Source organism: Micromonospora sp. NPDC050795, assembly GCF_044456785.1.
Lineage (GTDB): Bacteria > Actinomycetota > Actinomycetes > Mycobacteriales > Micromonosporaceae > Micromonospora.
Window position 1 is genome coordinate 294,534 of the sequence record NZ_JBITGE010000002.1, and the last position, 6,903, is coordinate 301,436.

General features: G+C 70.9%; 4 protein-coding genes and 1 pseudogene. 4 read left to right on the forward strand and 1 reads right to left on the reverse strand.

What is annotated here, in order from left to right:
• Nucleotides 1-22: 22 nt before the first annotated feature.
• Genes ACIBEF_RS03605 through ACIBEF_RS03615 form a run of 3 tightly spaced genes read left to right on the forward strand, consistent with a single transcriptional unit; the run spans nt 23 to nt 4,310 of the window.
• Nucleotides 23-505: a MarR family transcriptional regulator gene (locus tag ACIBEF_RS03605; protein WP_355009471.1), complete on the forward strand. Its 483-nt coding sequence runs from the start codon at nt 23-25 to the stop codon at nt 503-505.
• Nucleotides 499-2,232: an ABC transporter ATP-binding protein gene (locus ACIBEF_RS03610; protein WP_357197944.1), complete on the forward strand. Its 1,734-nt coding sequence runs from the start codon at nt 499-501 to the stop codon at nt 2,230-2,232. The genes ACIBEF_RS03605 and ACIBEF_RS03610 overlap by 7 nt, the downstream gene beginning before the upstream one ends.
• The gene (locus ACIBEF_RS03615) at nt 2,229-4,310 is read left to right on the forward strand and encodes an ABC transporter ATP-binding protein (protein WP_396790835.1); all 2,082 of its coding nucleotides are present in this window, start codon (nt 2,229-2,231) and stop codon (nt 4,308-4,310) included. Before ACIBEF_RS03610 ends, ACIBEF_RS03615 begins: the two co-directional genes overlap by 4 nt.
• A 39-nt stretch (nt 4,311-4,349) precedes the next feature.
• On the opposite strand, the pseudogene thrS reads toward ACIBEF_RS03615, so the two are convergent.
• Nucleotides 4,350-5,567 (reverse strand): annotated as a pseudogene (gene thrS / locus ACIBEF_RS03620) (threonine--tRNA ligase).
• A gap of 508 nt (nt 5,568-6,075) precedes the next feature.
• Between thrS and ACIBEF_RS03625 the strand changes: the two are divergent.
• Nucleotides 6,076-6,696, forward strand: a complete 621-nt coding sequence (locus ACIBEF_RS03625) for a DedA family protein (protein WP_396790837.1) — start codon at nt 6,076-6,078, stop codon at nt 6,694-6,696.
• Nucleotides 6,697-6,903: the final 207 nt, after the last annotated feature.

The window sequence follows — 6,903 nt, forward strand, 5'->3', positions numbered from 1 at the left end:
TCAGGGGGCTAACCTGCTTGTCGTGGAACTCGTGACCCTCCAGGACGTGCCGCTCGGCCGGCTGCTGGTGGTGGCCGGGCACCTGGTCGGGCAGCGGTGGAACCGCTACCTCGCCGAGGAGCACGGCCTCACCCAGGCCGGCATGATCACCCTGATGACGCTCGCCCGACACGGCGAGTTGCCGCACCGGGCGGTCGCCGAGAAGGGGTTCGTCCGCCCGGCGACCCTGACCGGCATCGTCGACACGCTTGAGCGCGACGGTCTGGTCGAGCGGCAGCGCGACGACAACGACCGACGCAGCATCCGACTCGCCATCACCCCCGCCGGGCGGGAACGGGTGGCCGCGCTCGACGCGCTCATGCACTCCGGACGGCCCCTCACCTCGGTCGACGCCGACCCGGCGAAGGCCCAGGTGATCCGGGAGTTCCTGCTTGAGGTCATCGGCAGCGGAGACGACCCGCGGATGACCGGACGCCCTACCGAAACGAAGGACCCGGCGTGCTGATCCGACTTCTGCGCGGCCAACTGCGCACCTATCAGAGACCGTTGCTGGCGGTCGTGCTGCTCCAGTTCGTGGGCACCATGGCCTCGCTCTACCTGCCCAGCCTCAACGCGGACATCATCGACCAGGGTGTGGCCCGGGGCGACACCGACTACATCGTGCGCACCGGTGGCTGGATGCTGCTGGTCAGCCTGATCCAGATCGTCTGCTCCATCGCGGCTGTCTACCTGGGTGCCCGGGTCGCGATGGGCTTCGGCCGTGACGTACGCGCCGAACTGTTCGGGCACGTCAACCGTTTCTCCGCCCGCGAGGTGGCCCGGTTCGGAGCACCGTCGCTGATCACTCGCAACACCAACGACGTGCAGCAGGTGCAGATGCTCGTGCTGATGAGCTGCACGATGCTCGTCGCCGCACCGATCATGAGCGTCGGCGGCGTGTTCATGGCGTTGCGTGAGGACGTGGGGCTCTCCTGGCTGATGCTGGTCAGCGTCCCGGTGCTGGCCATCGCCCTCGGCGCGATCATCCGTCGGATGGTGCCGGGCTTCCGGCTGATGCAGACCCGCATCGACACTGTCAACCGGGTGCTGCGGGAGCAGATCACCGGCATCCGGGTGGTCCGTGCGTTCGTCCGGGAGCCGTACGAGACGGACCGCTTCGCCGTCGCCAACGCCGACCTGACCGCGACCGCGCTGCGTACCGGCCGGTTGCTGGCGTTGATCTTCCCGGTGGTCATGCTGGTGCTGAACGTCTCCAGCGTGGCCGTGCTCTGGTTCGGCGCACAGCGGGTGGACGCCGGCGCGATCCAGATCGGCGCGCTCACCGCGTTCCTCCAGTACCTGATGCAGATCCTGATGGCGGTCATGATGGCCACCTTCATGCTGATGATGGTGCCGAGGGCAGCGGTCTGCGCCGAGCGGATCGTCGAGGTGCTGGACACCGACTCCTCGGTGGTACCGGCCACCGTGCCGGTCACCGAGCTGCCCAGCCGAGCCGAGTTGGAGCTGCGCGGGGTGCGCTTCCAGTACCCGGGCGCGGTGGAGCCGGTGCTGCGCGACATCTCCTTCCGGGCGACCCCGGGCACCACCACGGCGATCATCGGCAGCACCGGCGCGGGCAAGACGACGCTGCTGTCCCTGATCCCCCGCCTGGTCGACGTCACCGACGGCGCGGTGCTGGTCGACGGGGTGGACGTGCGGGAGTTGGCGCCGGACGAGCTGTGGCGACGCATCGGCCTGGTGCCGCAGCGGCCGTACCTGTTCACGGGAACCGTCGCCAGCAACCTGCGCTACGGCAACCCGGACGCCACGGACGAGGAGCTGTGGTCGGCGCTGGAGATCGCCCAGGCCCGGGACTTCGTGGCCCAGATGCCCGGCGGGTTGGACGCCCCGATCGCGCAGGGCGGCACCACCGTCTCCGGTGGGCAGCGGCAGCGCCTGGCCATCGCCCGCGCCCTGGTCCGGCAACCGGAGATCTACCTCTTCGACGACTCGTTCTCCGCGCTCGACCTGGGCACCGACGCGCGGCTGCGAGCGGCCCTGCGGCCGGTCACCGCGCAGGCGGCGGTGGTGATCGTCGCCCAGCGGGTCTCCACGATCATCGACGCCGATCAGATCATCGTCCTGGAGAACGGAGGGGTCGTCGGAGTGGGACGACATGCGGAGTTGTTGGACACCTGCCCGACGTACGCCGAGATCGTGGCCTCGCAGCAGACGACGGAGGTGGCGGCATGAGCGAGCGCGACGAGCCGCGCACCGCGGCCGTACCCAGTCAGAAGCCGGCCGGCGACGGACGGACGCCGGATGAGACCGCGCCGGGGACCGGCGGTGGCGCGCCGACGCCGAAGCGGCTGCCACCCGGCCGTCCGGGCGGCGGGCCGGGATGGATGAGCGCCGGGATGCCCGCCGAGAAGTCGATGAACTTCGGCCCGTCGGCCCGGCGGTTGCTCGGCCGGCTGCGCTCGCACCGACTGCACCTGGCCGCGATCATCACGTTGGCCGTGGTGAGCGTCGGGTTCAGCGTAGCCGGACCGAAGATCCTCGGCCACGCCACCGACCTGATCTTCACTGGGGTGATCGGCCGGCAACTGCCGGCCGGCACCACCGCCGACCAGGCCGTCGCGGCGGCCCGGGCCAGTGGCAACAACAGCTTCGCCGACATGCTGGCCAGGATGGACGTGGTGCCCGGGGTGGGCATCGACTTCCACGCACTGAGTCGGGTGCTGCTGCTGGCGCTCGGGCTCTACCTGGCGGCGAGTCTGCTGTCCTGGTGGCAGGGTTGGCTGCTCAACGGGGTGGTCCAACGCACGGTGCTGCGGCTGCGCGCCGAGGTGGAAGAGAAGCTCAACCGGCTGCCGCTGCCCTACTTCGACAGGCAGCCGCGCGGTGAGCTGCTCAGCCGGGTCACCAACGACATCGACAACATCTCCACCAGCCTCCAGCAGACCCTCAGCCAGCTGCTCACCTCGCTGCTGACCGTCGTCGGCGTGCTGGCCGTGATGTTCTGGATCTCGCCGGTGCTGGCCCTGGTGGCCCTGGTCGCGGTGCCGTTGTCGGTGCTGGTGACCCAACGCATCGCCAAGCGCTCGCAGAAGCAGTTCATCGCCCAGTGGACGCACACCGGCGAGTTGAACGGCCAGATCGAGGAGGCGTACACCGGCCATGAGCTGGTGAAGGTCTTCGGCCGGCAGCGGGAGGTCGAGGCCGCGTTCCACGCGAAGAACGAGGAGTTGTTCCGGGCCAGCTTCGGGGCGCAGTTCATCTCCGGGATCATCATGCCGTCGATGATGTTCATCGGAAACCTGAGCTACGTGGCGATCGCCGTGGTCGGTGGGCTGCGGGTCGCCTCCGGCACGATGAGCCTCGGCGACGTGCAGGCGTTCATCCAGTACTCCCGCCAGTTCACCCAGCCGCTCACCCAGCTCGCCTCGATGGCCAACCTGCTCCAGTCCGGGGTGGCGTCGGCCGAGCGGGTCTTCGCGGTGCTCGACGCGGACGAGCAGACCCCCGACCCGGTCGCGCCGGCCCGGGTCACCGACCCGCACGGTCGGGTCGAGTTCGAGCACGTCTCGTTCCGCTACGAGCCGGACAAGCCGCTGATCGACGACCTTTCGCTGGTCGCCGAGCCCGGACACACGGTGGCCATCGTCGGCCCGACCGGCGCCGGCAAGACCACCCTGGTCAACCTGGTGATGCGGTTCTACGAGCTGGACGCGGGCCGGATCACGCTCGACGGGGTGGACATCACCACGATGCGCCGTGACGACCTGCGCGGCCGGATCGGCATGGTGCTCCAGGACACCTGGCTGTTCGGCGGCACCATCCGGGACAACATCGCCTACGGGCGGCCGGACGCCACCGAGGAGGAGATCCTCGCCGCCGCCCGGGCCACCTTCGTGGACCGGTTCGTGCGCAGCCTGCCCGACGGTTACGACACCGTCATCGACGAGGAGGGCAGCAACGTCAGCGCCGGCGAGAAGCAGCTCATCACCATCGCGCGGGCGTTCCTCGCCGAGCCGTCGCTGCTGATCCTCGACGAGGCCACCAGCTCGGTGGACACCCGTACCGAGGTGCTGCTGCAACGGGCGATGGCCGCGCTGCGCTCGGACCGGACCAGCTTCGTCATCGCGCACCGGCTGTCCACCATCCGCGACGCCGACCTGATCCTGATGATGGAGGACGGCCGGATCGTCGAGCAGGGCACCCACGAGCAGTTGCTCGCCGCCCAGGGCGCGTACCACCGGCTCTACCGCTCCCAGTTCACCGGCGCTGTGGTCGACGAGGAACCGGCCGCCCAACCGGCATCGGTCTGAGGTCGGGCGGCCGTGCGCGCGAGACGATCGGTGGGCGTGTCAGTCCGACGGCAGCAGGTCGGTCGCGCGGGCGTCGACCTGCCCGCCGATCAGGGCGAGAGCCGCGTCGGCGGGCATCGGAGCCAGGGCCCGGCCGCCGCGCAGGCGCAGCGCGAGGTGCCCGTCGGCCACCTCCCGGGCCCCCAGCACTCCGAGGTACGGGACGCGGCGGCGGGCCGCGTCCCGTACCCGGGCGCCCAGCGAGCCGGCGGCGTCGACCTCGACCCGCAGGCCGGCGTCGCGAGCCCGTCGGGCCAGGTCGGCCGCCGCGTCGGCCTGGCCGTCGTCGACGGGCAGCAGCACCAACTGGACGGGCGCGTACCAGGCGGGAAAGGCCCCCTCGTGCACCTCGATGAGGTACGCGAACAGCCGCTCCATGCTGCCGACCAGGCTGCGGTGCACCATCACCGGGCGACGCCGGCTGCCGTCCGAGTCGGTGTACGACAGGTCGAACCGTTCCGGCTTGTCGAAGTCCAGTTGGACGGTGGAGATGGTCGACTCCCGGCCGGCGGCGTCGACGATCTGGATGTCGATCTTCGGACCGTAGAAGGCAGCCTCTCCGGGTGCCTCGACGTACTCCATCCCGGCCAGCGCCTCCCGAAGCAACGCCTCGGCGCGGGTCCACTGGGCGTCGTCGCCGACGTACTACCCGCCCGGCCCGCGCAGCGACAGCCGGAACCCGGCCGGCCGGACGCCGAGCGCGGCGTGCGCGGCACGGATCAGCCCGAGGATCTCGACGACCTCCGCGCCGACCTGCTCAGGGGCGCAGAAGGTGTGCGCGTCGTTGAGCGAGATGGCCCGTACCCGGGACAGCCCGCCGAGCACACCGGAGCGCTCCGAGCGGTACATCCCGCCCAGCTCCGCGATCCGCAACGGCAACTCCCGGTAGGAACGACCCCGCGCCCGGAAGACCAGCGCGTGGTGCGGGCAGAGCGCCGGCCGGAGCACGAACTCGTCGTCGGCGCTGAGCCGCATCGGCGGGAACATGTCGTCGGCGAAGTAGCCGAGATGGCCGGAGAGTTCGAAGAGTTCCCGCTTGCCCAGCGGCGGCGAGTAGACGTGCTGGTGGCCGGAGCGGCGCTCCAACTCCCGGACGTACTCCTCGACGGCATGCCGGGCGGCGGCACCGGCGGGCAGCCAGATCGGCAGGCCGGCGCCGGCCAGCGGGTCGGAGACGAAGAGGTCCAGCTCACGGCCGAGCCTACGGTGGTCGATCATGTCGGGCTCCTGGATCGGGTACGACCCGGAGGCGACCTGAGCTCCGTTCGGCGCGCTGCCCTCGGGGCGGATCGCCCCGGGGCCTGGTCGACTGTGGTTACGTCAGAGCAGCGCGCCGGGGATTCCCGGCGTCGTGGTCATCACTACCGCGCTGCGCATGTGGCGACCGTACCCGCGCGACCATCGGGGATGCACCCGGATTTCGCGGCGGAGGGGTGGGCCGCCGGCGCGGGACCCGCCGGCGGCCCTGGCGGCCGAATCGTCAGGAACGGGGGACCCGACGGGCGTGGCCGCGCCGACAACGGTACGCCGACGAACGGCGTTCTGCCGCCCGCCTCGAACGGGTGGGACAGCCTCCGAAACCGTCACCCGGCACCGATCGGCCTCGTTGTAGCTGGGTGGCTCAGTCGTGTCGACGGTCACGACGGGCCGGGGCCGTCCACCGTGACGCCGGACACGACGTCAGGCTCAAGACACCCAATCGGCCGCATTCGGCGAGGTGGCAGGCGTGCCCGAACTTCTGACTGACGTCGCGTCGCCGACGTGGGCGTACCTGGTGCTGCTCGCGCTGCTGATCGCGGACGCCTTCGTACCGGTGATCCCCACCCAGATCGTCATGATCACCAGTGGTGCGCTCACCGTCTACGGCGGGCTCAGCCTGCCGGTCACCATCGCCGTCGGCGCGCTCGGCGTATTCGCGGGCGACCTGGCCTGCTACCTGCTGGGGCGCAGCGCACCGGATCGGCGGCCAGCCCGGCACGCCGAGCTGAGCCGCGCCCGCCGGGTGGCCAGCCGAGTCACCCAGGGGCTGCGACAACCTGGGCCGCTGGTCATCCTGCTCTGCCGGTTCGTGCCCGGCGGGCGGATGGCGGCCTGCTTCTCGGCCGGGCGCAGCCGCTACCCGTACCGCCTGTTCGTCATCTACGAGGCCGTCGCCGCGCTGGGCTGGGCCACCTACGGCGCGCTGGTCGGGCACCTGGGTGGCACCGCCCTGACCGAGTCGGCCTGGCGGCTGGCGATCATCGCCACCGCCGCGGCCGCCGGCTTCGCCGCGGCCGGATGGGCGATGACAGTGGTCAGCGCCCGCCACGCCCGCGCCGCCGCCGCGGTCGACGTCCCCATCGACTGAGTGTCGCGCCCCAGCCTCCGCGATCTTGCACTTACTGTCCCGACAACTGGGGCATGCCACGCATACGAACCACCGAAAGCGCAAGATCGCCGCGGGTTGGCGGAAGGCCTCTAGACGAGTAAGTCCGAAGTTGGTTCAGTGGTCGTAGGCGATCAGGGATCTCGTCACGGGCTGGCCGGTGGTCCGGTTGTGCCAGATCGCGGCGGT

Coding starts and splice junctions, on each gene's coding strand:
- ACIBEF_RS03615 (WP_396790835.1), top strand. CDS start 2,229: ATGAGCGAGCGCGACGAGCCGCGCACCGCGGCCGTACCCAGTCAGAAG.